27 protein-coding genes, 1 pseudogene and 1 riboswitch are annotated in these 25,388 nt (G+C 71.6%); of the genes and pseudogenes, 19 read left to right on the top strand and 9 right to left on the bottom strand.

The window, feature by feature from the left end:
- Genes fmt through AB0368_RS14120 form a run of 3 tightly spaced genes read left to right on the top strand, consistent with a single transcriptional unit; the run spans position 1 to position 3,065 of the window.
- Positions 1 to 927: a methionyl-tRNA formyltransferase gene (gene fmt, locus AB0368_RS14130; protein ID WP_366154259.1), complete on the top strand. Its 927-nt coding sequence runs from the start codon at positions 1 to 3 to the stop codon at positions 925 to 927.
- Positions 924 to 2,411, top strand: coding sequence for a transcription antitermination factor NusB (locus AB0368_RS14125; RefSeq protein WP_366154258.1), 1,488 nt, complete (start codon positions 924 to 926; stop codon positions 2,409 to 2,411). Before fmt ends, AB0368_RS14125 begins: the two co-directional genes overlap by 4 nt.
- 42 nt (positions 2,412 to 2,453) lie before the next feature.
- Positions 2,454 to 3,065 carry a sulfotransferase family protein gene (locus AB0368_RS14120; protein WP_366154257.1) on the top strand — a complete coding sequence of 204 codons (612 nt, stop codon included), beginning with the start codon at positions 2,454 to 2,456 and terminating at the stop codon, positions 3,063 to 3,065.
- Between the two features lie 119 nt (positions 3,066 to 3,184).
- Here AB0368_RS14120 and AB0368_RS14115 read toward each other — a convergent pair whose 3' ends face one another.
- Positions 3,185 to 4,054: a septum formation family protein gene (locus AB0368_RS14115; RefSeq protein ID WP_366154256.1), complete on the bottom strand. Its 870-nt coding sequence runs from the start codon at positions 4,052 to 4,054 to the stop codon at positions 3,185 to 3,187.
- A 66-nt stretch (positions 4,055 to 4,120) separates the two neighbouring features.
- Here AB0368_RS14115 and rpe point away from each other — a divergent pair, with 66 nt between their 5' ends.
- The 6 genes and pseudogenes from rpe (at position 4,121) to ribH (ending at position 9,593) form a co-directional block, all read left to right on the top strand.
- A complete protein-coding gene (rpe, locus tag AB0368_RS14110; protein ID WP_366154255.1) occupies positions 4,121 to 4,798 on the top strand; it encodes a ribulose-phosphate 3-epimerase in 678 nt (225 codons plus the stop codon).
- Positions 4,795 to 5,787, top strand: a complete 993-nt coding sequence (locus AB0368_RS14105) for a response regulator (RefSeq protein WP_366154254.1) — start codon at positions 4,795 to 4,797, stop codon at positions 5,785 to 5,787. The genes rpe and AB0368_RS14105 overlap by 4 nt, the downstream gene beginning before the upstream one ends.
- 75 nt (positions 5,788 to 5,862) lie before the next feature.
- Positions 5,863 to 6,045, top strand: a riboswitch (FMN riboswitch).
- Positions 6,046 to 6,178: 133 nt separating this feature from the next.
- Positions 6,179 to 7,225 (top strand): annotated as a pseudogene (gene ribD / locus AB0368_RS14100) (bifunctional diaminohydroxyphosphoribosylaminopyrimidine deaminase/5-amino-6-(5-phosphoribosylamino)uracil reductase RibD); the annotation flags it as partial.
- 49 nt (positions 7,226 to 7,274) lie between these two features.
- Positions 7,275 to 7,877 (top strand): riboflavin synthase, encoded by a 603-nt coding sequence (locus AB0368_RS14095; protein ID WP_366154253.1) that lies wholly within the window; start codon positions 7,275 to 7,277, stop codon positions 7,875 to 7,877.
- On the top strand, positions 7,867 to 9,072 hold the full coding sequence (locus AB0368_RS14090) for a bifunctional 3,4-dihydroxy-2-butanone-4-phosphate synthase/GTP cyclohydrolase II (RefSeq protein WP_366154252.1): 1,206 nt from the start codon (positions 7,867 to 7,869) through the stop codon (positions 9,070 to 9,072). Before AB0368_RS14095 ends, AB0368_RS14090 begins: the two co-directional genes overlap by 11 nt.
- Positions 9,073 to 9,116: 44 nt before the next feature.
- Positions 9,117 to 9,593, top strand: coding sequence for a 6,7-dimethyl-8-ribityllumazine synthase (ribH, locus tag AB0368_RS14085; RefSeq protein ID WP_366154251.1), 477 nt, complete (start codon positions 9,117 to 9,119; stop codon positions 9,591 to 9,593).
- Between the two features lie 26 nt (positions 9,594 to 9,619).
- Here the strand turns inward: ribH and AB0368_RS14080 are convergent, their stop codons facing one another.
- From AB0368_RS14080 to AB0368_RS14060, 5 genes are all read right to left on the bottom strand, one after another.
- The gene (locus AB0368_RS14080; RefSeq protein WP_366154580.1) at positions 9,620 to 10,960 is read right to left on the bottom strand and encodes a DUF4832 domain-containing protein; all 1,341 of its coding nucleotides are present in this window, start codon (positions 10,958 to 10,960) and stop codon (positions 9,620 to 9,622) included.
- Between the two features lie 429 nt (positions 10,961 to 11,389).
- Positions 11,390 to 12,271: an SMP-30/gluconolactonase/LRE family protein gene (locus AB0368_RS14075; protein ID WP_366154250.1), complete on the bottom strand. Its 882-nt coding sequence runs from the start codon at positions 12,269 to 12,271 to the stop codon at positions 11,390 to 11,392.
- Between the two features lie 41 nt (positions 12,272 to 12,312).
- A complete protein-coding gene (locus tag AB0368_RS14070) occupies positions 12,313 to 13,053 on the bottom strand; it encodes an amino acid ABC transporter ATP-binding protein (RefSeq protein WP_366154249.1) in 741 nt (246 codons plus the stop codon).
- Position 13,054: 1 nt separating this feature from the next.
- Positions 13,055 to 13,903: an amino acid ABC transporter permease gene (locus AB0368_RS14065; protein ID WP_366154248.1), complete on the bottom strand. Its 849-nt coding sequence runs from the start codon at positions 13,901 to 13,903 to the stop codon at positions 13,055 to 13,057.
- Complete coding sequence (locus AB0368_RS14060; protein ID WP_366154247.1) at positions 13,900 to 14,778, bottom strand: ABC transporter substrate-binding protein; 879 nt, start codon at positions 14,776 to 14,778, stop codon at positions 13,900 to 13,902. Before AB0368_RS14060 ends, AB0368_RS14065 begins: the two co-directional genes overlap by 4 nt.
- A 77-nt stretch (positions 14,779 to 14,855) precedes the next feature.
- Between AB0368_RS14060 and AB0368_RS14055 the strand changes: the two genes are divergently transcribed.
- The 10 genes from AB0368_RS14055 (at position 14,856) to AB0368_RS14010 (ending at position 23,448) form a co-directional block, all read left to right on the top strand.
- Positions 14,856 to 15,119, top strand: coding sequence for a phosphoribosyl-ATP diphosphatase (locus AB0368_RS14055; RefSeq protein WP_366154246.1), 264 nt, complete (start codon positions 14,856 to 14,858; stop codon positions 15,117 to 15,119).
- Between the two features lie 43 nt (positions 15,120 to 15,162).
- On the top strand, positions 15,163 to 16,005 hold the full coding sequence (gene hisG / locus AB0368_RS14050; protein WP_366154245.1) for an ATP phosphoribosyltransferase: 843 nt from the start codon (positions 15,163 to 15,165) through the stop codon (positions 16,003 to 16,005).
- 8 nt (positions 16,006 to 16,013) lie between these two features.
- Positions 16,014 to 16,475, top strand: a complete 462-nt coding sequence (locus AB0368_RS14045; protein WP_366154579.1) for a PH domain-containing protein — start codon at positions 16,014 to 16,016, stop codon at positions 16,473 to 16,475.
- A gap of 342 nt (positions 16,476 to 16,817) precedes the next feature.
- On the top strand, positions 16,818 to 17,441 hold the full coding sequence (gene infC, locus AB0368_RS14040) for a translation initiation factor IF-3 (protein ID WP_364705666.1): 624 nt from the start codon (positions 16,818 to 16,820) through the stop codon (positions 17,439 to 17,441).
- Positions 17,442 to 17,495: 54 nt separating this feature from the next.
- Positions 17,496 to 17,690 carry a 50S ribosomal protein L35 gene (rpmI, locus tag AB0368_RS14035; protein ID WP_366154244.1) on the top strand — a complete coding sequence of 65 codons (195 nt, stop codon included), beginning with the start codon at positions 17,496 to 17,498 and terminating at the stop codon, positions 17,688 to 17,690.
- A 39-nt stretch (positions 17,691 to 17,729) separates the two neighbouring features.
- A complete protein-coding gene (gene rplT, locus AB0368_RS14030) occupies positions 17,730 to 18,122 on the top strand; it encodes a 50S ribosomal protein L20 (protein WP_366154243.1) in 393 nt (130 codons plus the stop codon).
- A gap of 109 nt (positions 18,123 to 18,231) precedes the next feature.
- The gene (locus AB0368_RS14025; protein ID WP_366154241.1) at positions 18,232 to 19,026 is read left to right on the top strand and encodes an RNA methyltransferase; all 795 of its coding nucleotides are present in this window, start codon (positions 18,232 to 18,234) and stop codon (positions 19,024 to 19,026) included.
- Between the two features lie 141 nt (positions 19,027 to 19,167).
- On the top strand, positions 19,168 to 20,229 hold the full coding sequence (gene pheS, locus AB0368_RS14020; protein WP_366154240.1) for a phenylalanine--tRNA ligase subunit alpha: 1,062 nt from the start codon (positions 19,168 to 19,170) through the stop codon (positions 20,227 to 20,229).
- A 2-nt stretch (positions 20,230 to 20,231) separates the two neighbouring features.
- Positions 20,232 to 22,709: a phenylalanine--tRNA ligase subunit beta gene (gene pheT / locus AB0368_RS14015; RefSeq protein ID WP_366154239.1), complete on the top strand. Its 2,478-nt coding sequence runs from the start codon at positions 20,232 to 20,234 to the stop codon at positions 22,707 to 22,709.
- A gap of 226 nt (positions 22,710 to 22,935) precedes the next feature.
- Positions 22,936 to 23,448: a hypothetical protein gene (locus tag AB0368_RS14010; protein WP_366154238.1), complete on the top strand. Its 513-nt coding sequence runs from the start codon at positions 22,936 to 22,938 to the stop codon at positions 23,446 to 23,448.
- 15 nt (positions 23,449 to 23,463) lie between these two features.
- Here AB0368_RS14010 and AB0368_RS14005 read toward each other — a convergent pair whose 3' ends face one another.
- From AB0368_RS14005 to AB0368_RS13995, 3 genes are all read right to left on the bottom strand, one after another.
- Positions 23,464 to 24,234, bottom strand: a complete 771-nt coding sequence (locus tag AB0368_RS14005; RefSeq protein ID WP_366154237.1) for a hypothetical protein — start codon at positions 24,232 to 24,234, stop codon at positions 23,464 to 23,466.
- A gap of 111 nt (positions 24,235 to 24,345) precedes the next feature.
- Entirely contained in the window at positions 24,346 to 24,813 is a 468-nt protein-coding gene (locus tag AB0368_RS14000; protein ID WP_366154236.1) for a DUF664 domain-containing protein, read from the bottom strand.
- Positions 24,810 to 25,112 (bottom strand): putative quinol monooxygenase, encoded by a 303-nt coding sequence (locus AB0368_RS13995; protein WP_366154235.1) that lies wholly within the window; start codon positions 25,110 to 25,112, stop codon positions 24,810 to 24,812. The genes AB0368_RS14000 and AB0368_RS13995 overlap by 4 nt, the downstream gene beginning before the upstream one ends.
- Positions 25,113 to 25,388: the final 276 nt, after the last annotated feature.

Raw genomic sequence — 25,388 nt, 5'->3', positions numbered from 1 at the left:
ATGCGTCTCGTCTTCGCCGGTACGCCGGAGGTGACCCTGCCCTCCCTCGACGCCATCGCCGCCTCCTCGCACGAGCTGGTGGCCGTCGTGACCCGCCCCGACGCGCCGGCCGGCCGGGGGCGGCGGCTGGTCCGCTCGCCCGCCGGTGCGTGGGCCGACGAGCGGGGCATCGAGGTGCTCACCCCGCAGCGCCCGCGGGAGGCCGAGTTCCAGGAGCGGCTGCGCCAGATCGCGCCGGACTGCGTGCCGGTGGTCGCGTACGGCGCCCTGGTGCCGCCCACCGCGCTGGAGATTCCCCGACGCGGATGGGTGAACCTGCACTTCTCCCTGTTGCCCGCGTGGCGCGGCGCCGCGCCCGTGCAGCATGCCGTCCTGCACGGCGACGAAGTCACCGGTGCCAGCGTGTTCGAGCTCGAGGCCGGCATGGACACCGGTCCGGTCTACGGCACGCTGACCGAGCAGATCCGCCCGCACGACACCTCCGGCGACCTGCTCGGCCGGCTCGCCACCGAGGGGGCGGGGCTGCTGGTCGCCGTCCTCGACGCGATCGAGGCCGGCACGGCCCGGGCCCATCCGCAGCCCGCCGACGGGGTCAGCATGGCTCCGAAGATCACGGTCGAGGACGCCCGGGTGCGCTGGGACGATCCGGCCTTCGCCGTCGACCGGCGGATCCGGGCGTGCACGCCCGCCCCCGGCGCTTGGACGACCCTGCGGGCCGAGCGGCTCAAGCTCGGCCCGGTGCGCCCGGTCGCCAACGCGTCCCCCCTCAAGCCCGGCGAACTGCTGGTCGAGCGCACCCAGGTGCTCGCCGGCACCGCCACCACCCCGGTGATCCTCGGCGAGGTCCGGGCCGCCGGCAAGAAGCCGATGTCCGCGAGCGACTGGGCGCGCGGCCTGCGGATCAACCCGGGAGAGCAGCTTCAGTGAGTTCCGAGCACCGCGCCGACCGCCCCCACAACTCCGGGCGGCCCCGGCGACCCGGCGGTCCGGGATACGGCCGGACCGACGGCCGTGACGTCCGCTCCGGCCGGGGACCGCGCGGCGGCCGTCCGCCGACGGACCCGGCCCGGCAGGCGGCGTACGAGGCGATCGCCGCCGTGCACCGCGATGACGCGTACGCGAACCTGGTCCTCGGCGAGATCCTGCGGGGCATGGGGCTGCACGGGCGGGACGCGGCGTTCGCCACCGAGCTGACGTACGGCACGCTGCGCGCCCTGGGCACCCTCGACCGGATCATCGCCGAGGCGGCCGGGCGGGACGTGGCCCGGATCGACCCGCCCGCCCGGGACGCGCTGCGGCTGGGGGCGTACCAGCTGCTCTTCACCCGGGTCCCGGCGCACGCGGCGGTGAACCAGACCGTGGACCTGGTGCGGTCGGTCGCGCCCGGTGCCGCCGGGTTCGCCAACGCGGTCATGCGCGGCATCTCCGAGACCAGCCTCGACGACTGGCTGACCCGGCTCGCGCCGGACTACTCGGAGGATCCGATCGGCAACCTCTCCGTGGTGCACAACCACCCGGAGTGGATCATCCGGTCGTTCTCCGAGGCCCTCGGCGGCGACCTGGACGACACCGCCCGGCTGCTGATCGAGGACAACCAGCCGCCGGTCGTGCACCTGTGCGCCCGCCCGGGCCGGGCCGACGCGGTCGACCTCGCCGACGAGGTGGAGGGGGTTCCGGGGGCGTTCTCGCCGTACGCGGTCTATCTCAACGGCGGGTCGCCGGGCGACCTCGCCGCCATCCGCGACGGCCGCGCCCACGTGCAGGACGAGGGTTCCCAGCTGGTCGCCGCCGCGCTGCTGGCGGCCCCGGTCCAGGGCCAGGACACCCGCTGGCTGGACCTGTGCGCGGGGCCGGGCGGCAAGGCCGGCCTGCTCGGCGCGATCGCCGCGCAGCGCGGCGCCGAGGTCACCGCCGTCGAGGTCGCCGACCACCGCGCCCGGCTGGTCGAGCAGGCCACCGGCGGGCTGCCGGTCACCGTTCTGCCGACCGACGGGCGTACGGTCGGCCGCGACCCCGACCTGCCGGAGGAGGGGTTCGACCGGGTGCTGGTCGACGCGCCTTGCACCGGACTGGGCTCGCTGCGGCGGCGCCCCGAGGCCCGCTGGCGCCGCCAGCCGGCCGACCTGCCGCCGCTGACCCGGCTCCAGCGCGAGCTGCTGGTGGCGGCGCTGCGGGCGGTCCGTCCGGGTGGCGTGGTCGCGTACGTGACGTGTTCGCCGCACATGGTCGAGACTCAGGTGACGGTCACCGAGGGGTCGCGGCGCAGCGGGGTGGAGGTCGACTTCGTGGACGCGCGGCCACTGCTCCCGCCGGGCATGCCGAAGCTCGGGCCGGGTCCGACGGTTCAGCTGTGGCCGCACCGGCACGGCACCGACGCCATGTTCCTGGCGGTGCTGCGCCGCACCAGCTGAAAGCTCACCTTTCGGGTCAACAATGTCCAGTATCGTCCATCCATGGATGTCATCGGGGTCGGATTCGGACGTACCGGTACACTCAGCCTGAAAATCGCCATCGAGCGCCTGGGCTTCGGTCCGTGCATGCACATGGTGCCGCTGCTGGCCGATCCGGCGCGCTCGGCTCTGTTCCGGCGGGCCGCCGGCGGTGATCCGGCAAGCCTGCGCAAGGCGTTCGAGGGCTGTCGCTCCACCGTGGACTGGCCGGGCACCTATTTCTGGCGGGAGCTCGTCGCGCAGCACGCGGGCGCCAAGGTCGTCCTGACCGTGCGGGATCCGGACGCCTGGTACGACAGCGCCTTGCGGACGATCTACCAGGCGGCGCTGCACGCCCCGCGTGGCGGCGACTCGCCCGTCGCCATGATCGAAACGGTGGTCTGGGACGGCACGTTCGGCGGCCGCTTCGCCGACCGTGACCACGCCATCCGGGTGTTCGAGGAGCACAACGCGGCGGTCCGGCGGGAGGTCCCGGCCGACCGGTTGCTCGAGTTCCGGGTGACCGACGGCTGGGAGCCGCTCTGCGCGTTCCTCGGCGTGCCGGTGCCTGACGAGCCGTTCCCGCGCACCAACGACACGGCGGCGTTCCAGGAGCGCCTCGCCTCACGCACGTAACTGGGGCACATCGCCACGCGCGCGTGACACAGGGCGCGTGTGAACAAGGCGCGCGTGCGTGAACATGGAGTGCATTGCCACGCGGCGCGCGTGGACAGGAGCGCCCCGCCGCGCGTGAGTCAGTCGACGGTCAGCACGGACGGGCCGGCGTTCTTCAGCGACCGGGTCATGGTGCGCTCGGCGAAATAGACGAAGCACCGCACCCGCCGCTCACCGGCCACCCATTCGCTGCGCGTGGGGTTGTACGAGATCCAGCCGCTGCGGTACTGCATGTCGGAATCGTCCGGCAGGGCGGCGAAGTGGGCGATCACGCTGCGGCAGCCCGCCGCGCTTCTGGCGACGCCGGCTTCGAGGTCCGCGTACGAGACGTCGGGTGCCTGCCACAGGCCGGCGAACTCCGCGCGGTGCTTCTGGCCGCACCCCACCGGACGCATCTCGGTGACCGTCTCGCCGTCGACCGTCGGGGTGAAGCAGCCCAGCCGAAGCGGGGACGGGCGGGTGAGTTCGCCCTCGAGGCTGCCGGTACGGCCGCTCTGGCCGTACCCGTCAAGGTCTGTCTGGGTGAGATCGCAGCGGAACCAGCGCGCGCCGCCGGACCACCCCTGCCGAGTCGGCCACACCACGTGGACCGCGAGCCGGGCGGTGCGCCACGATCCGCCGACGAAGTCCACCGCGGCTTGCGCACATTCCCTGTACGCGGCTCGGTCGCCGGCCGTGCCCGCCGCTGGCGGCACGTCGGCGTCGGGCGCCGTCCCGAGGTGGAAGGCCTCGCTGACGTGCACCTGGTCGCAGCCGACCGGCTCCTCGTCGGCGACCGACGCCGCCTGCACGAGCCGTGCGTGACACGCGTGCGCGGCCGGGCGGAACGCCGCGGGGGTGGGCGACGGTGACCAGTCGTCCGTCAGGTCGCCGTCCGCGTCGCCGGAGGGCGGGCCGGTGCACCCGGCGGCAAGCATCGCCGCCACCAGTGCCGCCACCACCCGCCGCATGCCAGCCTCCCGTCCGGAACCCCATGAGTATCCCGGCCCGGCCCGCGGAGGCCATACACTTCTCCGGTGGAGTCATCGCCGATCATCGCCCCCAGCATCCTGGCCGCGGACTTCGCGCATCTCGCCGAAGCGGTGCACGACATCGAGGGGGCGGCCGACTGGGTGCACGTGGACGTCATGGACAACCATTTCGTCCCCAATCTGACCATCGGCCTGCCGGTCGTCCAGAGCCTGCGCAAGGCGACGAGCATCCCGTTCGACGTGCACCTCATGATCGAGGACCCGGAGCGCTGGGCCCCGGGCTACGCGGAGGCCGGCGCCTACAACGTCACCTTCCACGCCGAGGCCTGCGAGAACCCGGTGGCGCTGGCCAAGACGCTGCGCGCGGCCGGGGCCAAGGCCGGCCTCGCCATCGACCGGGACACGCCGGTGGAGCCTTACCTGGAGCTGCTGCCCTACGTGGACACGGTGCTCATCATGACCATCAAGGCCGGCTTCGGCGGCCAGAAGTTCATGCCCGAGATGCTCGGCAAGGTCCGTGACGTGCGCCGGCGGATCACGGCGAAGAACCTCGAGGTGCGGCTGGAGGTCGACGGCGGCATCGCGGCCGACACCATCGAGCAGGCCGCCGAGGCGGGCGCCGACGCGTTCGTCGCGGGCACCGCCGTCTACGGCGCGGAGGACCCCGCCGAGGCGATCCGCAGGCTGCGGGCGCTCGCCGAGCGCACGATCGTCCGGGCATGAGCGCCGGCGCCGAACCCCAGGAGAAACCCGACCTCGTGATGGTCGTCGACGACGACGACGACATCGCCGGGTTCGTCGGGTTCAATCTCAAGGTGCACGGCTTCGAGGTCATCCGGGCGCGCGACGGCCAGGAGGCGCTGGAGATGATGGAGTCGCGCCGCCCCGACCTCGCGGTGGTCGACTGGATGATGCCGCGGATGGACGGCGTCGAGCTGACCCGCCGGCTGCGGGCCGAGCCGCTGACCTCCGCGCTGCCGGTCATCATGCTGACCGCCAAGGGCATGACCGTCGACAAGGTCGTGGGGCTGACCGCCGGCGTCGACGACTACCTGGTCAAGCCGTTCGACACCGCGGAGCTGATCGCCCGGGTCTCCTCGACGCTGCGGCGCAACAAGGAGTTCCGCGAGGTGTCGCCCCTGACCGGGCTGCCCGGCAACGCCCGTGTGACACGCGAGATCGTCGACCGGATGAAGGCCGGCGGGGAGTTCTCCGTCGGCTACGTCGACATCGACCGGTTCAAGCCGGTCAACGACGTGTACGGCTTCGACCGCGGCGACGACTTCATCACCACGCTGGCGCGCAGCCTGCACCGCGCTGCCGCCGCGGCCGGGCGCCCGCCGGTGTTCCTCGGCCACATCGGCGGCGACGACTTCGTCTTCATCTGCCATCCCGAGCAGGTGCTTCCCCTGACCAAGCACATGGTGACCGACTTCGAGGCCTCCGCCGACCAGCTGTACGACCCGGAGGACGCGCGCCGCGGCTACATCGAGGTGCCGGACCGGCGTGGCGGTAAGCAGCGGGCGGCGCTGGTGACGCTCTCCATCGGGGTGGCGCAGTCCACCGACGGTGGCCGCAACTACCTCGACCACCGGGCCGTGGTGGCGGTCGCCTCGGAGATGAAGAAGGTCGCCAAGAGCCAGCCGGGCTCGTACGTCGCCATCGACCGCCGCCGCCTCGACTCGGAGAACCTCGACGACCCGCCGCTCTGATGTCGTACTTGTGACGTGGGTCGCCCAGCAGGTGGCAACTCGCCGATCCCGTGCAACACTGACCGGTGACCCACCACGCGCTGGCGGGACTCGGTGAAATTCCGAACCGGCGGTGATCCTCCTGCATCTTGAGGAGGTAAGCCCGCGACCCGGACGTCGCTCTGCGACGGCCGGTGGACCTGGTGAGACTCCAGGGCCGACGGTTGATCGAACGGCACACGCCGATCGGTCAGACAGTCCGGATGGGAGACAGCGCGCGGAACAGGACCGAGGGCTCGTCGCGGCGTGCCTCGTCCAGGGCGGCGCGAAGCGTCCCCTGATGTCCTGTTCCCGGCGTTTTTCCCCATCTCCCTGAGCGCGTGACCGCACCGCGTCAGGGAAAGGCAGGGAAATGGTCACCGAGCACGAGGCGATGGGGCGCGCGATTGCGCTGGCTGCCCGTGGCCTCGGCACCACCAGCCCCAACCCGGTCGTCGGCTGCCTCCTGCTCGACCTCGACGGCAAGGTCGTGGGGGAGGGGTTCCACGCGTACGCGGGCGGCCCGCACGCCGAGATCGTCGCGCTCGCCCAGGCCGGCAAGCGGGCCCGGGGCGGCACCGCGGTGGTCACCCTCGAGCCCTGCAACCACACCGGGCGGACCGGCCCGTGCGCCCAGGCGCTCATCGCGGCGGGGATCAAGCGGGTGGTCATCGCCGTCGACGACCCGACGCCGGTCGCGGCCGGGGGAGCGGCGACGCTGCGCGCCGCCGGGATCCAGATCGAGACGGGGGTACGCCGTCAGGAGGCCGAGGCGGGCAACGTTGCCTGGCTGACCGCCGTACGCCGCGCCCGCCCGTACGTGACCTGGAAGTACGCGGCCACCCTGGACGGGCGCTCGGCGGCGGCCGACGGCACCAGCATGTGGATCACCTCGGAGCCGGCCCGGGCCGACGTGCACCGGCTGCGCAGCACAGTCGACGCCATCGTGGCCGGCGTGGGCACGGTGCTCGCCGACGACCCTCAGCTCACCGTCCGGGACCTGCGCGACGGCAGCCTCGCGATCAAGCAGCCGCTGCGGGTGGTCGTCGACTCGTCCGGGCGTACCCCGGCGACGGCCCGCGTCCGCGACGCCGCCGCCGAGACCTGGATCGCGACGGCGGCCGAGGTCGGCGTGGGGCCGGACGGCCACGTCGACCTCTCCGCCCTGCTCGCCGGCCTGTACGCCCGCGGCATCCGCGCGGTGCTGCTCGAGGGCGGCCCGACCCTGGCCGGGGCGTTCCTGGCCGCGGGGCTGGTCGACCGGGTGGTGGGCTTCATCGCGCCGAAGCTGCTCGGCGCCGGCCGCACGGCGCTGATCGACGCGGGCGTCACCACGATCGCCGAGGCGATCGACCTGGACCTCACCGACATCGCGCAGATCGGCTCCGACCTGCGCTTCACCGCACTACTGCGGCACAAGCCATCCGACCACGCCGCCCACCACCCAAATCCGGAAGAAGGGATCCTCCATGTTCACCGGAATCGTCGAGGAACTCGGTGAGGTCGTCCGCCTCATCGACGCGGGGGGCGACTCGGCGGTGCTCGCCGTACGCGGACCCGTCGTCACATCGGACGCCAGGCACGGCGACTCCATCGCGGTCAACGGGGTCTGTCTCACCGTCATCGACAACGAGGACGGAATCTTCACCGCCGACGTCATGGGCGAGACCCTGCGACGCTCGTCGCTGGGCGCGCTCGCGGTCGGCAGCCCGGTCAACCTGGAGCGGGCCGCGACCGTGGGCAGCCGGCTCGGCGGGCACCTGGTCCAGGGTCACGTCGACGGGGTCGCGAAGCTCATCGCCCGCGAGCCCGCCGCCGAGTGGGAGGTGCTGCGTTTCTCCCTCCCGCCGGAGCTCTCCCGCTACGTGGTGGAGAAGGGCTCGATCACCGTCGACGGCGTCTCGCTGACCGTCATGGCGGTCACCGTGGACTCGTTCAGCGTCGGGCTGATCCCGACCACGCTCAAGCTCACCGTCCTGGGTTCCAAGGGCGTCGGCGACCCGGTCAACCTCGAGGTCGACGTCATCGCGAAGTACGTCGAGAAGATGCTGGGGGATCGTCATGCTGGATGAGATCGAGCGCGCGGTTGCGGACATCGCCGCCGGACGGCCGGTGATCGTCGTGGACGACGAGGACCGGGAGAACGAGGGCGACCTGATCTTCGCGGCCGAATACGCCACGCCGGAGCTGCTGGCGTTCATGGTCCGCTACACCTCGGGCTACATCTGCGTGCCGCTGACCGAGGAGGAGGCCGACCGCCTCGACCTGCCGCCGATGTTCCACACCAATCAGGACCGGCGGGGTACGGCGTACACGGTGACCGTGGACGCGCGCGAGGGCGTCAGCACCGGCATCTCGGCCGCCGACCGCGCCCACACGATCAAGCTGCTGGCGAGCGCCGACACCCGGCCCACCGACCTGTCGCGCCCCGGGCACGTCGTGCCGTTGCGCGCGAAGCCGGGTGGCGTGCTGCGCCGGCCGGGGCACACCGAGGCGGCGATCGACCTGGCGGTGCTCGCCGGGCTGCGTCCGGCCGGGGTGCTCTGCGAGATGGTCAACGACGACGGCACCATGATGCGCCTGCCCGACCTGGAGAAGTTCGCGGTCGAGCACGACCTCGCGCTGATCAGCATCGCCGACCTGATCGCGTACCGGCGGCGGCACGAGAACCAGGTCGAGCGGGTCGTGGAGACCCGGCTGCCCACCGAGCACGGCGACTTCACCGCGGTCGGCTACCGGGCGGCCGTCGACGGCGCCGAGCACGTCGCGCTGGTGTACGGCGACCTCGGCGACGGCGAGGACGTGCTGGTGCGGGTGCACTCGGAGTGCCTGACCGGCGACGTCTTCGGCTCGGTGCGCTGCGACTGCGGGCCTCAGCTGGACGCCGCCCTGGAGAAGGTGGCTGCGGCCGGGCGAGGCGTCGTGCTCTACATGCGCGGGCACGAGGGGCGCGGCATCGGGCTGCTGCACAAGCTGCAGGCGTACCAGCTGCAGGATCGGGGCCTGGACACGGTCGACGCCAACCTCGAGCTGGGCCTGCCGGCCGACGCGCGCGACTACGGCGTCGGCGCGCAGATCCTCGTCGACCTGGGCGTGCGCTCGATGCAGCTGCTCACCAACAACCCGGCGAAGCGGGCCGGGCTCGAGGGGTACGGCCTGACGATCACCGGCCGGGCGGCGCTGCCCGTGCGACTGCACCCGGAAAACGTCCGTTACCTGCGGACCAAGCGGGACCGCATGGGGCATCTGTTCGAGGCGTTGGGCTGATCAGCGGCCTCCGCATATGGGAACATTTTCGTAAAGGGGGCATCATGGCCGGTTTCGGGGATCCGCACCTGAACACCGTCGACGGCGCTGGGCTCAAGGTCGGCATCGTCGGCTCGCGCTGGCATTCCGACCTGGTCGACCACATGGTCGACCGGGCGCAGGCGGCCGCGAAGGCGTGCGGCGTGGACAACGTGATCGTGACGCGGGTGGCCGGCTCGGTGGAGCTGCCGATCGTCGCGCAGGCCCTGGCGAAGAAGTGCGACGCCGTGGTCGCGCTGGGCGTGGTCATCCGCGGCGAGACGGCCCACTTCGACTACGTCTGCGACGCGGTGACCGCGGGGCTGACCAGGGTGGCGCTGGACGAGCGCACGCCGGTGGCGCACGGGGTGCTGACCGTCGAGAGCCTGGGGCAGGCCAAGGACCGGGCGGGGCTCGAGGACTCGATCGAGGACAAGGGCTGGCAGAGCACGGTGGCTGTGCTCGACGCGGTCATCGCGATCCGCGACGTCGAGAAGGCCTGACCGGCGCTGCGACTGGTCCCCGGCCGTCACGGCTCGACCGTGACGGCACGGAGCAGTTTGTTGAAACCTGTCGCCGATTCCCAGAGGCCACTGTCGGCCAGCTGGATGGCGTACTCCGGGCGATAGTCGAGGCCAGGCCGGTCGGGCAGGCTGAGCAGCAGATCGTAGGTGCCGGGCGGCAGAAGGCCGATGGTGACCGGTTCGCTGACCGTCGTGGTGCTGCCCGCCGCCCACCGGCGCGGGTCGGTGGGGACGCCGAAGCGGTACACCGCACCGGTCGAGGTGCTGCGCAGGATGAGGAAGACGGGCCGGCGGTTGATGGGGGTGGACCAGCCGTCGTTGCGGATCTGCAGCGTGATCGGCATGGCGGATCCGCGCCGGACGGTGGGCGGCGTGCCGGCTGACAGCAGGGTGAAGCGGTAGCCGAGCCGGCGGTCGATCTCGGTCTTGCACCCGTGCGCGGTCCAGTCGTCGATCACGTCGGTGGCGTGGTCGCGGTTGAGATAGGTGTAGTGGAACATGCCCAATTCCTGCACAGCGGTCGCGCATTCGGAGCGTGGACGGTTGATGCGGCAGGTCTCGCCGCCGACGGGCGTCCACACCGAGTCGGCGGCCAGGTAGGGGTAGTCCACCGCGTTGTCCTCGAACGTGCCGGAGTCGTGGGTGCTGCCGAGGAAGCAGTCGTTGTGGTGGCCCAGGCGCGCGGACGGCAGGTCGTCCAAGGACGCGGCGGGGTCTGGTCCGTACATCTGGCGCTTCATCTTGATGGTGCGCTGTTGCACGGCGCGGTCGTAGGGGACGACCTCGAGCAGCTTGTCGACGACGGCCTTGCGGTTGGCCCAGTCGGTGGCGCTGACCGCGCCCTGGTCGCCGAAGTGCTGGGTGTACCAGCCCTCGCCCCATGCCCCGACGAAGCCGGCCTGGACGACCGCGATGACGTCGGAGTTGCGGGAGAAGAAGTCGCGAAGTTGCTCGATGTGGGCGAGGACCCGGTCGACCGGTGCGTCGTCACCGCTCGTGGACTCCGTGTACGCGAACCGCACGATCATCTTCAGCCCCGCGGCGCGCACCGTGTCGGCCTGCCGGTTGAGCCGGGCCAGCTGTTCGGGACTGATGGGCGAGTCGCGGAACTCGGCCAGGTAGAAGATGCACATGACCAGGCTGATGTGGTCCGCCGTACGGTAGCCGGCCAGCGTGGTCACGGTGAAATCGTTCTTGTCGCAGTCACCCTGATGGCGGTAGAAGCCGCGCTCAGGGTTGGTGATGACCGCGTCGCTCGGCGTGTACGTCGTCGTCGGTGCCGCTGCCGCGTGAATCGGGGAGAGGCCGAGCAGTGCGGCCGTGACCAGTGCAGACAACTGTTCCATCATGGACGCCCCCTTGAGGTCGGCGTCGCTTTCCCCGATCCTTCGCCGGCCTAAACCCATCGATGGCGATCACCGCCCGGCGCTGCCTGCACTGATCACGCCTGTGGATGCCTATGTATGCGTCCGCGACCATGCGGGACAGGGCGCGCATCGCCTGATAGAGCCGGGCCGTCGCGTCGGCCGGGGCAAGACCGAGCTCGCGCGCCGCCTCCCGCGTCGTCCGGCCCCGGAAGTATGTCGCCACGAGGATCTCCAGGTGCTGAGCCGGGAGGCTGCGCAGCACGAGCTCCATCGCAGGCAGGTGGGGGGTCTCGCCGACCGTGGGCGGGTCGGCATGTCTGGTCAGCATCCTCAGCACTCTGGTCACCGGGAACTCGCATCTCCAGTGCGCACCTGCGAGGTAGTCGCCCGGTCACCTGCGGCAATGACTTAGAGGGTCAGCACCGCGACAGCCGGCTCGTGCAGGCTGCCCATCCAGACGCGGCCGTTGTGCTCGCGGACGCCGGTGACCATGTGGAAGCGGGCGCTGTCGCCGGTGAGGTCGTGGACCAGGCGGCCATCGTTGTCGTACGCCTGGACCCGGACCGTGCGCTTCGGGGCCGGCTGTAGCTGCCGGGGGATCCTGGTGACCTGACGGCGGATCCATACGGGGCCGCGCTGGAGGCGTTCCACCATCGAGTCCCTCGGGCTGGCGAGGGAGACCCAGATCAACCCGTCGCTGCCGCGGGCGATGTTGTCGGGGTAGCCGGGCAGGTCCTCGACCAGGAAGTCGTCGCGGCCGGTCAGCCAATGGCGGGCGATGGTCCGTGCCGCCGTCTCGGCCACCGCCACGAACGACTCGTCGCTTGCCAGAGCCACGCCGTTGGCGAAGGCCAGGGCGGTGCGCAGGACGGTGACGTCGCCGTCGGGAGTGCGGCGAAGCAGGCGGCCCGTGCGGGTGACCTCGACCATTTCCGCCCGCCATTCGTCGATCGGGTGGACGGCGGAGGAATCGGAGAAGTAGACGGTGCCGTCGGTGGCCACCGCGGCGTTGTTGCAGAAGCGCATGCCGCCGGCCAGCTCTTCGATCGCACCGCTGGACGGATCGACGGCCAGCAGACCGCGGCGGGCGTCGCAGACCAGCAGCCGGCCGTCGGGCAGGAGCTCGATGCCCAGGGGCCGGCCGCCCGTATCGGCCACGGCCTGCACCCGCCCGTCGGGGTCGATCTTATGGATGACGCCGTCCTCGGTGCCCGTGAAGACGGAACCGTCGGCAGCCACAACGACATCCTCGGCGCCGTGGCCCGGCACTGCGATCACCCGGAAGTCCATGGAGCTGAACTATGCACGTACGGGTAGCCGGTATCAATGGGTCAGAGCCGCCCCGCCTCGATGATGCGGGCGAGGAACTGCCGCGTCCGGGCCTCGACCGGGTCGCCCAGCACCTGCTCCGGCGGCCCGGCCTCGAGCACACGACCGCCGTCGAGGAACACCACCCGGTCGGCCACCTGCCGCGCGAACCCCATCTCGTGCGTCGCCAGCACCATGGTCATCCCGTCCTCCTTGAGACCCCGGATCATGGTGAGGACCTCACCCACCAGCTCCGGGTCCAGCGCCGACGTGACCTCGTCCAGCAACAGCAGGCGCGGGCTGTTGACCAGCGCCCGGACGATCGCCACCCGCTGCTGCTGGCCGCCCGACAGCCGGTCGGGATAGCTGTCCGCCTTGTCGGCCAGGCCGACCCGGCCCAGCCACTCCATCGCCTGGGACCGGGTCTCGGCCGCCGCGCGCCCGTGGACCTTGTCGGGTGCCAGTGTGATGTTGCGCAGCACCGTCATGTGCGGGAAGAGGTTGTAGGACTGGAAGACCATGCCGATGCGGCGGCGGACCACGTCCGGGTTCACCCGCGGATCGGTGATGTCCTCGCCGTCGAGCCGGATCGTGCCGTCGTCGATCTCGGTGAGCAGGTTGATGCAGCGCAGCAGCGTGGACTTGCCCGACCCGGAGGCGCCGATCAGCGCCACCACCTGGTGCTCGTCGACCTCGAGCGAGAGGTCGTCGAGGACCACGGTGGACCCGAAGGTCTTACGGACGTGCTCGCACGACATCAGCACGTCAGGCTCCCGCGGACTGGCGGCGGGCCGCGCGCAGCGTCACCCAGTCGGTGATGCCGATGAGCGGCAGGGCGAGGAGCACGAACAACACCCCGGCCAGAATGTACGGCGTGAAGTTGGCATCCTGAGCCGTGGCGATCTGAGCCGCGCGTACGGCGTCGATCGGGCCGGCGAGCGACACGAGCCCCACGTCCTTCTGCAGCGCGACGGTGTCGTTGAGCAGCGGCGGGGCGACCCGGCGTACCGCCTGCGGCAGCACCACGTGGCGCATCGTCTGCCGGTAGGTGAGGCCCAGCGACCGTGCGGCGGCCAGCTGGCTGGGGTGCACCGACTCGATGCCGGCCCGGAACACCTCGGCCAGGTACGCCCCGTACGTGATCACGAGCGCCGCCCCGCCGAGGACCAGCACGCTCGGCATGCCCTGCAGGCGCAGCCCGGGGACGCCGAGGGTGCACACGTACAGGACGATGATCAGCGGGAGGCCGCGGAACGCGTACGTGTATCCGGTGGCCAGCGCGCGTACCGGGAAGAAGACCGGACCCCGCAGCGTGCGCAGCACCGCGACCAGCAGGCCGAGCGTCAACGCGGCCACGGCGCAGACGACCAGCAGCCGGACGTTGAGCCACAGCCCCTCGAGGATGTCCGGCAGGTACTTCTTCGCGATCTCCCAGTCGAAGAACGACGCCTTGACGCGCTCCCAGCCGGGCGCGCCGGTCACCGCGACGGCCAGCGCGACGCCCACGACCGCGGTGGACAGCGCGGCGAGCAGCACCGAGCGGATCGTCTGCCGCCTGCGGTAGGCGATCCGCCCGCGCCGGATCTCGCTGGGCCGGTAGAGCTCGGTGGTCACGAAAGCTCGGGGGCCCCGCCCGTGCTCGCCAGCCAGGTCTTCTCCAGCACCGCGAGGGTGCCGTCCTGGCGCAGCTGGTTCACCGCCTCGCTCACACACGGGGTCAGCTTCGAACCCAGATCAAGAACAAGACCGAATTGCTCCGGTACGCCCACCTGCGGCAGTTGCCCGACGATCACGCCGTCCTCGAGCTCGGCCGCGGTCATGTAGAACGCGGTCGGCAGGTCCACCACGATGCCGTCGACCTGCTTGTTCTCGAGGGCCTTCTTGGCGTCGTCGTTGTTGTTGAAGACCTGGGGCTTCGGCGCCGGCTTGATCAGCTCGTTGATCGCCTGGTAGCTGGTGGTGCCCACCTGGGCGCCCAGCTTGGCGTCCCGCAGCTCGGCGATCGACTTCGCGCCGTCGATCTTCGAGCCCTTGGTGGTGATGACCGTCTGCCGCACGAGGTAGTACGGCGACGAGAAGTCGACCGCCTTCCTGCGCTCCGGCGTGATCGAGAACTGGTTGATGTCGACGTCGAACGTCTTCGGGCCCGGAGCGATCGCGTTGTTGAAGGTGACCTGGGTCCAGACGACGTTCTGCGCGGGGTAGCCGAGCCGCTCGGCCACCTGATAGGCCACAGCGGACTCGAATCCCTTGCCGTTGCCGGGCTTGTTGTCGCTGAACCACGGCTCGTACGCCGGGTTGTCGGTGCCGATGGTGAGCTTGCCCGGCGTCATGGTGTCGAGGGCGCCCTGCGCGCAGGCGGCGTTCGAGGCGGACGCGGAGCCGCCGGCCGTGGGGGAGCCTTCCTCGTCCGCCGGGGCGCACCCGCCGAGCGTGACGAGGAGCACAACGGCGCCGCCCAGCGCCGCGAGGGGGATTCTGCTGACCATGTCGGCAGGCTAACCCACGTCCCAAGGGATGGGGCCGTCCGTCGCCACTCCGTGATGAGCTGCCACAATCGGCTCCCGTGAAGACGTTCGAAGAGTTGTTCGCCGAGCTGCAGACGAAGGCGGCCGAGCGGCCCGAGGGTTCGGGCACCGTCGCGGCGCTGGATGCCGGCGTGCACTTCATCGGGAAGAAGGTCGTCGAGGAAGCCGCCGAGTCCTGGATGGCCGCCGAGCACGAGGGGCCGCAGCGGGCCGCCGAGGAGATCTCGCAGCTGCTCTACCAGGCACAGGTCCTCATGATCGCCACCGGCCTCGAGCTCAAGGACGTCTACCGACATCTCTGACGTGCCCTCTGCCCCTGATCGAGTCTCATCGAAGGAGCACGTCATGCTGCGCATCGCCGTACCGAACAAGGGAACCCTGTCCGCCCCGGCCGCCCAGATGCTGCGCGACGCCGGTTACCGCCAGCGCACCGACCCTAAGGACCTCGTCTGCCGTGACGAGGACAACACCGTCGAGTTCTTCTACCTGCGCCCCCGCGACATCGCCACGTACGTCGGCTCCGGTGACCTGGATCTCGGCATCACCGGACGCGACCTGCTGGTCGACTCCGGGGTGCCGGCCGAGGAGCTGCTCGACCTCGGCTTCGGCGCGGCCACGGTCCGCTGGGCCGCCCCCTCCGGCACGCTCGGCTCGGAGCCGGGGATCGGGGGGCGGCGCATCGCCACGGCGTACCCGGGGGTCGTCGAGCGGTATCTCGCCGAGCGCGACCTGAAGGCCGACGTGGTCCGCCTCGACGGCGCGGTGGAGAATGCGGTCCGCCTGGGCGTCGCCGACCTGATCGCCGACGTGGTCGAGACCGGCCGGACGCTGCGCCAGGCCGGGCTGGAGACCTTCGGCGAGCCGCTGCTGCGCTCGTCGGCGATCCTGATCGGCCGCAGCGACGGGTCGGAGCCCAAGACCGCGCAGCTCATCCGGCGGTTGCAGGGCGTGCTGGTCGCGCGCAGCTACGTGATGCTCGCGTACGACGTCCGCGCCGACCTGCTGGAGAACGCCACTGCGCTGACTCCCGGCATCGAGTCCCCGACGGTCTCCCCGCTGCACCGCGAGGGCTGGGTGGCGGTCCAGGCGATGGTCCGGCGCGCGGAGGCACACCGGATCATGGACGAGCTGTACGAGCTGGGCGCCCGGGCCATTCTCGTGACCGACATCTCCAACTGCAGGCTGTGAGTGGCAGAGTGGTGGACGTGAGTACTCCGACGCGTGAGGCCGTGGAATACCGGCCGCGGCGCATCCGCTGGGTCGCCGGCATCTCGGCGCTGGCCGTGGTGATCCTCTTCACCGCGCTCAGCTTCGGCCTGCACGGCGCCACCGGCGACGGCCTCGGGCAGTTCGAGCGCGGCGACCAGACCGCCATGATCGGGCTCGGAGTGCTCGCCGCCCTGGGCATCCTGGCCTTCACCCGGCCCCGGGTGCGGGCGGACGCCGATCACGTGCAGATCCGCAACGTCGTCGGGAATTTCGATCTGCCCTGGTCGGCGGTGCGCTCGGTGCGTTTCGACCGCAACTCCGCGTGGGCGATGCTCGAGCTGCACGACGACGAGACGGTGCCGGTGCACGCGCTGCAGGCGGCCGACAAGGAGTACGCCGTCGAGGCGGTCCGGAGCCTGCGGGCCCTCCATTCGGTGGCGTCTGCCTGAGCTGGTAGACTCTGCGGCAGTCGACCACGCCTGCGTTCGTCAGAGCATTCTTTTGACGGGGACAACAGGCGCGAAAGAGGAGCCCGCCGGTTCCCACCCGAAGTCGCCCTCGTGGCGGCCGGGTCCGGTCAACCGATTCCGGGAATATCCCGGGGTGGGTGTGCGTCCTCATGGACGCCGATGACCGGTCGAGCGGGCCCCGGCATGTGCCGGGGCCTTCTGCTTTCCTCCTCGCCCCGTGGCTCGTCGGGGGTGAGGACGGGGCCGACCGACATTGGCAGGGCTCTCCGCGGCGGAATCCGCGGTGGGCCCAGAACATGACACTCGTTCTGAGGAGGCCCCATCAGCGTCGAACCACGCGTTAACGAACAGATCCGGGCACGAGAGGTCCGACTGGTCGGCCCCGAGGGTGAGCAGGTGGGCATCGTCCCGCTCGAGCGCGCCCTGCAGCTGGCTGCGGACGTGGACCTGGACCTGGTCGAGGTCGCGCCCATGGCCCGTCCGCCGGTGTGCAAGCTCATGGACTTCGGAAAGTTCAAGTACGAGAGTGCACTCAAGGCGCGCGAGGCAAGGCGCAACCAGCAACAGACCGTCATCAAGGAAATGAAGCTGCGGCCGAAGATCGACCCGCACGACTACGAGACCAAAAAGGGTCACGTGGTGCGGTTCCTCAAGGCGGGCGACAAGGTCAAGGTGACGATCATGTTCCGTGGTCGTGAGCAGAGCCGCCCCGAGCTGGGTTTCCGGCTCCTGCGCAGGCTCAGCGAAGAGATCTCGGAACTGGGTTTCGTCGAGGCCAGTCCCAAGCAGGACGGCCGCAACATGATCATGGTGCTGGCCCCCCACCGGGCGACCAAGGCCGCCGCCGCGGCGACGATCGCGGCCAACGCCCGCCCGCCGCGGGAGCCGCGTGAGGGCGATGGTGCCGAGGCACCGCCGGCCGCTGCCGACACCACCGCAGAGTAGTTCCGGAAATTCCCCCGCCGGCCACGGACCGCCGGGGCAGAGAGAGGCGTTCAAGTGCCGAAGATGAAGAGCCACACCGGCATGGGCAAGCGGGTGAAGGTCACCGGCAAGGGCAAGATCGTCCGCGAGCTGGCCGGCAAGCGCCACCTGCTCGAGGGCAAGTCCTCCCACGTCACGCGCCGGATGACCGGCACGGTCGTCGTGTCCAAGGCTGACACCAAGCGAGTGAAGAAGCTGCTGGGCCGCTGACGCGCGCGCCACAACCGTTCCCCTGTTAGGAGTACCGAAATGGCACGCGTCAAGCGGGCAGTGAACGCCCAGAAGAAGCGTCGCACGTTGCTGGAGACTGCCAGCGGCTACCGCGGACAGCGCTCGCGCCTGTACCGCAAGGCCAAGGAGCAGGTGCTGCACTCGATGCAGTACGCGTACCGCGACCGCCGTGACCGCAAGGGCGACTTCCGTCAGCTCTGGATCACGCGCATCAACGCGGGCGCGCGGGCCAACGGCCTGACCTACAACCGCCTCATCCAGGGCCTGAAGCTGGCCGGCGTCGAGGTGGACCGCAAGATCCTGGCCGACCTGGCCGTCAACGACGCCGCCTCGTTCGCGGCGATCGTGGAGATCGCTCGCGCCGCCGTCGCGGCCGAGGGCACGGGTGGCGCCGCCGCCCAGGCTGCCTGAGCAAGTCCTTTTTGACGCAAGTCGTCTCGGGGCGTCTTCCGGTTCGTCCGGGAGGCGCCCTGATGCTGTTCCCTGGAGGAAAAAGCGTGACTGCCCGGCCGGAGGAAGCGTGACCTTCACCCCCCGTACCCCCAGGGTCGTCGCGGCCCGGCGCCTGCAACGCCGCCGCGACCGCGACCAGACCGGCCGTTTCCTGGCCGAAGGTCCGCAGGCTGTGCGTTCGGCCCTGGCCGCGGGGGTCGTCCTGGAGCTTTTCGGTACGGACACCGCCCTCACCCGGCACGGCGACCTCGCGATGCAGGCGCCGCTGGTGTCGCCGGTGACCGAGGAGGGGCTGGCCGCCCTCGCCGAGACGGTGCAGCCGCAGGGCCTGGTGGCGGTCTGCGAGCAGGTCGACGTGCCGCTGGCCGGGGCGCTGGCCAAGCAACCCCGGCTGGTCGCGGTCGCGGTGGAGATCCGCGATCCGGGCAACGCGGGTACGGTGCTGCGCACGGCCGACGCCGCCGGAGCCGGTGCGGTCGTGTTCGCCGGCGACGCCGTGGACCCGTACAACGGGAAATGTGTGCGGTCCTCCGCCGGAAGCCTGTTCAACGTGGACGTGGTGCGCGCACCCCTCACGGTCGCCGCCGAGCTGCGCGCCGCCGGGATGCAGGTGCTCGCGACCACCGGCTACGGCGACGCCGATCTGGACGAGCTGCTCGACGACGGCTCGCTCGCGCGGCCCACCGCCTGGCTGTTCGGTTCCGAGGCCCACGGGCTGCCCGACGACCTGCTGAAGTCCGCCGACCGGCGGGTGCGCGTACCGATCTACGGCGGGGCGGAGAGCCTTAACCTGGCTGCCGCCGCGGCGGTCTGCTTGTATGCTTCGGCGAGAGCGCAGCGCTCCCCTAGGAGACCGTCATGAGTCGGATGTTTACCCAGCCCGCTGGTCGCGGGCGCGTGGGCTGACTCTTTCGCTCAAACTCCCTGACCGGCGGGCTGCGGCCCAGCCGCGCCTCCGTACACTGCCCGATGGCTCATCCGGTGTGAGGGAGTTCGCCCGACCATGTCCTACCGCAACGATCCGTACGACCCGAAGCAGGCCGCCCTGCTCGCCCCCGAGGCCCTCGAGGCTGCCGTCGCCGAGGCCGGGAAGGCGTTCGCCGCGGCCGGTGACCTCGACGCGCTCGGCGCCCTGAAGCCCGCGCACCTCGGCGACCGCTCGCCCGTGTCGCTGGCCCGCCGCGAGATCGGTTCGCTGCCGCCGGCCGCGAAATCCGACGCCGGCAAGCGCGTCAACGTGGCCCGGCAGTCCATCCAGGGCGCGTTCGACGCCCGCCTCGCCGAGCTGGAGCTCGAACGGGCCGCCCGGGTGCTGGTCGAGGAGCGCGTCGACGTCACCCTGCCCTGGGACCGGCACCCGCGCGGCGCCCGGCACCCGCTGACCACGCTCATGGAGCACATGAGCGACCTGTTCGTCGGCATGGGCTACGACGTCGTCGACGGCCCCGAGCTCGAGCTGGAGTGGGCCAACTTCGACGCGCTCAACATCGGCCCGGACCACCCCGCGCGCGGGCTGATGGACACGTTCTACGTGGACCTGCCCGGCCTGGTCATGCGTACCCACACGTCGCCCGGCCAGGTGCGCACGATGCTGGCGCACGAGCCGCCGATCGCCGTCGTCTGCCCCGGCCGGGTCTACCGCACCGACGATCTCGACGCCACCCACAGCCCGGTGTTCCACCAGCTCGAGGGGCTCGTCGTCGACGAGGGCATCACCATGGCCCACCTCAAGGGGACGCTCGACCACTTCGCCCGGGCGATGTTCGGCCCGGACGCGCGTACCCGGTGGCGACCGCACTACTTCCCGTTCACCGAGCCGTCCGCCGAGTTCGACGTGTGGTTCGCCCAGCACCGCGACGGCCCGCGCTGGGTCGAGTGGGGCGGCTGCGGCATGGTCAACCCGCGGGTGCTGACCGCCTGCGGCATAGACCCCGAGCGCTACTCCGGCTTCGCGTTCGGCATGGGCGTCGAGCGCACGCTGATGTTCCGCAACGGCGTGAGCGACATGCACGACATGGTGGAGGGTGACGTCCGGTTCACCCGCAACTTCGGTATGGCGGTCTGATCATGAAGCTGTCCCTGTCCTGGCTGCGCGAGTACGTCGAGCTGCCGGCGGCCGCCGACGCCGCCGAGCTCGAGCGCAAGCTGGTCGACCTCGGCATCGAGGTCGAGTCCATCGTCGACCAGGCCGCCACGATCAAGGGCGACCTGGTCGCCGGGCGGGTGCTGGAGATCGAGGAGCTGACCGGTTTCAAGAAGCCGATCCGCTTCTGCCGCGTCGACGTCGGCAAGCCGGCCCCGCAGGAGATCGTCTGCGGCGCCCGCAACTTCGCCGTGGGCGACCTCGTCGTGGTGATCCTGCCCGGCGGTGAGCTGCCCGGCGGCTTCGCGATCGGCGCACGCAAGACGTACGGGCGCGAGTCCCACGGCATGATCTGCGCCGCGGCCGAACTCGGGCTCAGCGGCGATCACGACGGCATCATCGTGCTGCCGCCGGACTCGACGACGCCCGGCACGGACGCGCGCCCGGTGGTGGGGCTCGCCGACGTCATCGTCGAGGTCGAGATCACCCCGGACCGCGGCTACCAGATGAGCGTGCGGGGCATCGCCCGGGAGCTGGCCTACGCGTACGCCGCGGCGTACACCGACCCGGGCCGGGCGCCGTTCGCGGCCGTGACCGCCGAGCCGCCGTACGACGTCCGCATCGAGGACACGGTCGGCTGCGACCGCTTCGCCGCGCGGGTCGTCCGCGGCATCGACCCGTCGGCGCCGTCCCCGGAGTGGATGCAGCGCCGCCTCATCGCGGCCGGCGTCCGGACGATCTCGCTCGCGGTCGACATCACCAACTACGTGATGCTCGAGACGGGCCAGCCCATGCACGTGTTCGACCTCAACCTGCTGCGCGGCGGGCTGGTCGTGCGCCGGGCCCGCCCGGGGGAGAAGCTGACCACCCTGGACGGCGTCGCGCGCGTGCTCGACGCCGAGGACATGGTGATCTGCGACGACTCCGGCCCGATCTCGCTCGCCGCGGTCATGGGCGGTGAGACCAGCGAGGTGCAGCCGGACACGGTGGACGTCCTGCTCGAGGCCGCCCACTGGGACCCGGTGATGGTCGGGCGCACGGCGCGCCGGCACAAGCTGTTCAGCGAGGCGGCCAAGCGCTGGGAGCGCGGCGTCGACCCGCAGCTGCCGCTGGTCGCGTTGCAGCGGGCGGTGGAACTGCTCACCGCCCACGCGGGCGGCACGGTCGACCCGCGGGTGCTCGACATCGACCACGTGGTGCCGCCGGTGCCCGTGCACCTGCCGAGCGACCTGGCGACCCGCCGCATCGGCGTGGCGTACGAGACCGAGCGGATCATCGAGCTGCTGGGCCAGGTGGGCTGCACGGTCACCGGCGCGGAGCCGCTCGAGGTGACGCCGCCGACCTGGCGCCCGGACCTGCTGGCCGGCATCGACCTGGTCGAGGAGGTGGCCCGGCTCGGCGGCTACGACGCGATCCCGAGCGTGCTGCCCCCGGCCCGCGGCGGCCGCGGCCTCACCGAGCAGCAGGTACGCCGCCGCACGGTCGGCCGGGCACTGGCCGAGAACGGGTACGTCGAGGTGCTGTCGTACCCGTTCGTCGCCCCGGCCTCCGCCGACCTGCTCGGCCTGCCCGCGGACGACCCCCGCCGCAGCGCGGTCAAGGTGACCAACCCGCTGTCGGAGCAGGAGCCGCTGCTGCGCACGTCGCTGCTGCCGCCCCTGCTCGCCACGCTGAAGCGCAACCTCGGCCGCGGCGAGCGCGACCTGGCGCTCTACGAGACGGGTACGGTGTTCCTGCCGCACCTGGCCGCCACGGCCCCGCCGCCCCTGGGCGTGGACCACGGCCCGTCCGACGAGGACTGGACCGCGGCGAACGCCATCGTGCCCGACCAGCCGTGGCACCTCGCGGCGGCGCTCACCGGCGACGTGACCCCGGCCGGCTGGTGGGGCGCGGGCCGGCCCGCCACCTGGTCGGACGCCGTCGAGGCGGCCCGCATCGCCCTCTCGGCGGCGGGCATGACCCCGGACCGCATCACGGTCGAGGCGGCCGACCACGCGCCGTGGCACCCGGGCCGCTGCGCCGCGATCTCGGTGGACGGCACGGTCGTCGGCCACGCGGGCGAGCTGCACCCGGCCGTCCTGTCGGCCCTCGAGCTCCCCAAGCGCACCTGCGCGATGGAGCTCGACCTGGACGCCGTCCCGGCCCGCCCGGTGACCCAGGCGACGAAGATCTCCACCTTCCCGCCGGCCCTCATCGACGTGGCGCTGGTGGTGAAGTCCTCGGTCCCGGCGGCCTCGGTCGAGGCGGCGCTGGTGGCGGGCGCGGGAGACCTGCTCGAGTCGGTGCGGCTCTTCGACGTGTACACGTCTGCGCAGCTCGGCGAGGGGCTGAAGAGCCTGGCGTACAAGCTGACCTTCCGCGCCCCCGACCGCACGCTGACGGTCGAGGAAGCCGTGGCGGCACGCGACACCGCGGTGGCGTCGGCGGCCGAGCGTACGGGGGCGACCCTGCGCGGCGCCTGAGCGCCCTGCTGACAGCACCCGGCGGCCGTTCTTTCGGGAACGGCCGCCGGTCGGCCCTCGCCTCTTGTCCCGAGCCTTTCCGCCGGTCCGGCCGGCAGGGTGAGCTGGCATGATGGCCGCCATGTCAGTCACGCCTCCGCGGCCCGGAGCCGACCCCTACGCGCCGACGGCCCCGATGCCGATCGTCCGGGAAGGGACGCGCCGGCACCATCCGGGCGGATCACCCATGGCAGCGGACCGCTCCCGGCGATTCATGTGGGCTGCCGTCGCGGGCGCGATCGTCATGACCGTCTTCGCCGCCGTCACGGTGCTGCGCGCCTCATCCGACTCCGCGCCGCCGGTCCCGCCGCCCGCCGCGGCGCCGGCCCCGGCGGTGGCAACCTCCGCGGCCGTCGATGCCGCCGCACCGTCCGCGACGCCGTCGGCCAGTCCCTCGCCGTCGCGATCACCCGTCCCGCAGAGCCAGAACCCGGCCGAGCTCATCACCGGCATGCGAACGACCATCCGGGAGTCGGTCCGCGCCGGGCAGCTGTCGCCGGACGCCGGCCGAGAACTGGGCCGGCGCCTGGACGATGCCGCGGAACGACTCGCGAAGGGAAAGCCCGGCAAGACCCGGCAGAAACTTCGCGAGTTCACTCGGAAACTGTTGGATCTCCGCAAAGAGGACAAAATCTCCGACGCCGTTTTCCAATCACTGGCCGCCGAGCTGGCAGCCGTCGTCCGGACCCTGCCGGCCTAGGCAAGTCGTCGAGCTCTACCGGAGGACCTCGACCGGGGCGCCGGACGGCGGGTAGCCGAAGATCTCGGCCGCGTTGCCGCCGCGGGCGAACAGTTCGTAGCAGGCGCGCTGCCCGGTGCCGCTCGGCCAGCCCGAGCTGCCCGGCGCGAAGGAGATCGTCCCGGCGGGCACGGTGAACACCCCGTCGCTGACCATCGCCTCGGCCTCGGCGTTGCCGATCCGTACGCGCACCTTGGTGCCGGCCTCCGCGGGGGCGTCGTACCAGCTGGTCTTGAGGTTGCCGTACCCGTCGGTGTAGACCACCGCACGCTGCGGCGGCGCTGCCACGGTGACCGGATCGCCGAGCAGGCTGTCGTCACCGCGCACCAGGCCCGCCACCGCGGCCGGAAAGACGTCGCGCGACCGGAACTGCGAGCCGGCGTCGGCCACGTTGACCGCCCGCAGCGGAACGCCCTCGGCGGCCAGGAACGACAGGCTCGCGCCGGCCGCGACCCCGACGACCAGTACGCCGGACTCGAGCCGGGCCGCCACCAGCCGTTCGCCGGCGTTGTCCTCGCGCGGCTCGTCCTCGTCCTGGCGGGGCGCGACGTTGGCATAGACCACCCGGTCGGCCGGGCCCTCGCCGAACGCCAACTGCGCCACGCAGAACCCGGCGCTGACGGTGTCGAACGGCGGCACCGGAATGGCGGACACGTCGGCTTCGGGAAGCAGCAGGGCGAACCGCTGCCGCACCTCCGCGAAAGCGAGATCACCGGTTCCGTAGTCGGCAACGACGGTCAGAAGCATGCCTCCAACCTACGGACCTTCGCGAGCTCCCGCTCGGCATGCGGCGACGTTCCCACCTGGGCCCGTGCCCCTACCGTCGGGCGTCGCCCTCTCGTGTCGTGCCGTCGGGCGTCACTCTCCCTTCGTGCCGTCGAGCAGTTCGCGGACCGCGTCCGCGTGGCCCGCGTGCCGGGCCGTCTCGTTGATCAGGTGCAGCAGGACGAACCGCAGGTCGGTGCCGTCGCCCCACCGGCACGGCGTGCCCAGATCGGCGATGGACCGCACCGCGGCGTCCGTGGCTTCGGCACGACGCCTGTACGCGATGAGCGCATCCCCGATCCCGAGCCCGACCGGCGTGTACTCCTGCTCGTCCTTGCCGGTCTCGGCGCCGAGCATCTGCCCGTCGATCCAGCGCCACTCCACGTGGGTGAGGTGGTTGACGATGCCGACCAGCGGCAGCAGCTTGCCGTCGGGGCGCCAGCGTGCCTGCTCGTCGGTGATCCCGGAGGCCTTGCGCAGCACCGCCCCGCGCAGGAAGGCCAGCCAGCGCAGGTACAGCTCCAGCTCGTCGGGCGTGCCCGAGGGGAACGGCGCGGTCACGGCAGGCCCAGCCCACCGACGACGGTCAGCTCCTCGCGGGTGAACTCGCCGGTGAGCAGGGGCATGGCCTCGGCGATGGCCGCCCTGGTCGCGGGCAGTTGCAGGGAGGCGTCGTGATGCTCCCGGCTCTGCCAGACCTCCGTGACGTGGATGAGCTCGGTGTCGTCGTCGGAGACGCTCACCACGTACATGTGGCAGCCCGCGTCGCGGAGGCCGTCGGTGCCGCTCAGCAGGAGCTGCACCACCTCGTCGCGGTTTCCCGTCTTCGTGCGCATGGTCGCGACGTAGCCGTAGGCCACGCGTGCCTCCTAGGGTCGTGGCGTGCGGATCGATCACCGGCCCGGGTACGGCGGGACCGGCCCCGGGGACATTACGCCGGACAGGTGTGCCGTGGAGTTGTATCCGCGCCTGCCTGTGGACAACGAGCCCAGGGGTGGTCGCGGCGGCCGCTGACGCCGCTCGAGATGGGGTTGCGGTGGGGCGCCTGACCAGGCCCGTGCGGGGGACGGCGTGTGGTCGTCCGGGTTGCCGGACGCTCGGCGGGCGCAGACGTTCCTGTCCCGGCCGCTGAGGTC

Origin of the sequence: Actinoplanes sp. NPDC051475 (genome assembly GCF_040689425.1) — a bacterium.
GTDB lineage: Bacteria > Actinomycetota > Actinomycetes > Mycobacteriales > Micromonosporaceae > Actinoplanes.
Note: the sequence above shows the minus strand (reverse complement) of the source record. Positions and strands in the feature narration are given on the sequence as shown.

Bases quoted from the DNA above. Each gene is read 5' to 3' on its own strand.
- AB0368_RS14080 (WP_366154580.1), bottom strand. From the start codon at position 10,960: ATGGAACAGTTGTCTGCACTGGTCACGGCCGCACTGCTCGGCCTCTCC.
- rplT (WP_366154243.1), top strand. From the start codon at position 17,730: ATGGCACGCGTCAAGCGGGCAGTGAACGCCCAGAAGAAGCGTCGCACG.
- AB0368_RS14115 (WP_366154256.1), bottom strand. From the start codon at position 4,054: ATGCGGCGGGTGGTGGCGGCACTGGTGGCGGCGATGCTTGCCGCCGGG.
- pheS (WP_366154240.1), top strand. From the start codon at position 19,168: ATGTCCTACCGCAACGATCCGTACGACCCGAAGCAGGCCGCCCTGCTC.
- AB0368_RS14120 (WP_366154257.1), top strand. From the start codon at position 2,454: ATGGATGTCATCGGGGTCGGATTCGGACGTACCGGTACACTCAGCCTG.
- AB0368_RS14010 (WP_366154238.1), top strand. From the start codon at position 22,936: ATGGCAGCGGACCGCTCCCGGCGATTCATGTGGGCTGCCGTCGCGGGC.
- AB0368_RS14105 (WP_366154254.1), top strand. From the start codon at position 4,795: ATGAGCGCCGGCGCCGAACCCCAGGAGAAACCCGACCTCGTGATGGTC.
- fmt (WP_366154259.1), top strand. From the start codon at position 1: ATGCGTCTCGTCTTCGCCGGTACGCCGGAGGTGACCCTGCCCTCCCTC.
- ribH (WP_366154251.1), top strand. From the start codon at position 9,117: ATGGCCGGTTTCGGGGATCCGCACCTGAACACCGTCGACGGCGCTGGG.
- AB0368_RS14095 (WP_366154253.1), top strand. From the start codon at position 7,275: ATGTTCACCGGAATCGTCGAGGAACTCGGTGAGGTCGTCCGCCTCATC.
- AB0368_RS14060 (WP_366154247.1), bottom strand. From the start codon at position 14,778: ATGGTCAGCAGAATCCCCCTCGCGGCGCTGGGCGGCGCCGTTGTGCTC.
- AB0368_RS14075 (WP_366154250.1), bottom strand. From the start codon at position 12,271: ATGGACTTCCGGGTGATCGCAGTGCCGGGCCACGGCGCCGAGGATGTC.
- AB0368_RS14005 (WP_366154237.1), bottom strand. From the start codon at position 24,234: ATGCTTCTGACCGTCGTTGCCGACTACGGAACCGGTGATCTCGCTTTC.
- hisG (WP_366154245.1), top strand. From the start codon at position 15,163: ATGCTGCGCATCGCCGTACCGAACAAGGGAACCCTGTCCGCCCCGGCC.
- pheT (WP_366154239.1), top strand. From the start codon at position 20,232: ATGAAGCTGTCCCTGTCCTGGCTGCGCGAGTACGTCGAGCTGCCGGCG.
- AB0368_RS14090 (WP_366154252.1), top strand. From the start codon at position 7,867: ATGCTGGATGAGATCGAGCGCGCGGTTGCGGACATCGCCGCCGGACGG.